The 1,652-nt window shown below is 44.9% G+C and carries 2 protein-coding genes; one reads left to right on the forward strand and one right to left on the reverse strand.

What is annotated here, in order from left to right; genetic code table 11:
- On the reverse strand, window positions 1–651 hold a 651-nt coding region (locus A3739_RS26860; RefSeq protein ID WP_068503416.1), incomplete at its 3' end, for a hypothetical protein.
- Between the two features lie 101 nt (window positions 652–752).
- On the opposite strand from A3739_RS26860, the gene A3739_RS26865 reads away from it, so the two are divergent.
- Window positions 753–1,652, forward strand: a 900-nt coding sequence (locus A3739_RS26865; RefSeq protein ID WP_231877160.1) for an OB-fold nucleic acid binding domain-containing protein, incomplete at its 3' end; no start/stop codon positions are given.

A 1,652-nucleotide genomic window follows, 5' to 3' on the forward strand; every position in this document is an offset into this window, starting at 1 on the left:
AACATAGAGCTCATCCAGTGCCTGACCTTGCGCATGCGACTTCATCAAAAATGTTAGAAAACCCACTGCATCTTCTTCATGAATTCGGTTGCTACGTCTAAGAGCGTCACTCAATACAGGCTCTTGAGACAAAACTTGATCAATAATGCGTCGACGCGAACCTCCATAAATTCCGCTAAAGCGGATAATAGTGCTCGGCAGGGAGCTATCCCTCAATAAATTTTCTGCCTGAACCAGCACTTTACTCGTCTCACTCATACCGTTGGCAGGACTCAACTCATCGACCACAGAGTCATCATCCTGAGCATAGACACTCGTACTTGAGACAAAAAAGAGGTGTGGCGGAGTCTTTAAACTTTTAAATTTCGTTATGCAGTGAGTAAGGGCATTGTAGAAAACGCGTCGGTACGCTTCCGCTCCCCGACCGCCGGGCGTGACACAAAACAAAATCGCATTATAGTTATCAGGTACATTCGTCCACGTACTTGCCTCACTAATATCTCCCAAAAACATATGCTCTACACACGCAAATTGGTCTGGAGCATCAATAGACGAGCGCTTTAGTACATCGATACATCGCTCCGACTCAAACCCCAAAGCGACTTTACTAGCGATCTGTCCAAATCCAACAAATAAACTTTTGTGCTGCATACCCACCCTTTTATCTACTGCATTCCATATGAAAACCCTCTAACATTACTAGAAATGTGCGACCAACAATACTCATACGCTTCAAGCAAATAAATTCAATAATGGCTAGCCTCAACGAAGTTCCACTTACCCAACTCAAAGGTGTTGGAGAAAAATTCGCTCTAACGCTTAGTAAGCTTGATTTACATAGCGTGCAGGATCTTATATTCCACCTCCCTTTTCGTTACGAGGATAGAACGCGCATTGTACCTTTGTCACAAATACGTGTAGGCCAACATGTACTGTTTGAAGCAGAAGTAAAAGGCAGTCGCGTGGTTATCGGACGACGCAAAAGTTTGGAAGTACACGTCAGAGATAGTTCTGGGCAAGTTGCGCTGCGTTTCTACCACTTCAGTGCTGCTCAAGCGAAACAATTAAGCAATGGCTCACGAGTGCGTTGCTATGGCGAAGCTCGCTTAGGACAAACAGGCTTAGAGTTTTATCATCCGGAATATCAAGTTTTAAAACCTGGTGATAAACACTCTCCTCCAGAAAAGCTCACGCCTATCTATACGCTCACTGAAGGTGTGCAACAACCTCGTTTACGTAAGCTATGCGCTAGCGCTTTAGGCTATCTAGACAGACACCAAGTAACCGAACTTATTCCTGGCTCGATCTTAAAAGATCTGCAACTCCCAAGCCTTCAAGAAGCCGTTCGTTACCTTCATGCGCCACCAACGGATGCTGATCAACATGCCTTGCTAGAAGGCGAGCACCCATATCAACAACGACTTATTTTTGAAGAGCTATTGGCGCATCACCTCAGCCTTCTGCAACTTCGAAGTAGCATTCAAAGCAAAGCATCACCTGCATTCGTCGCTACAAGCGATAGTGAAGCTATAAAAAATGAATTCTTGAATTCATTACCTTTCTCGCTAACGGGAGCCCAACAACGTGTTAGCGATGAAATTGCTGGCGACTTATCTCATTCATTCCCAATGCTAAGGCTCGTCCAAGGGGAT

The organism is Oleiphilus sp. HI0067 (assembly GCF_001635735.1).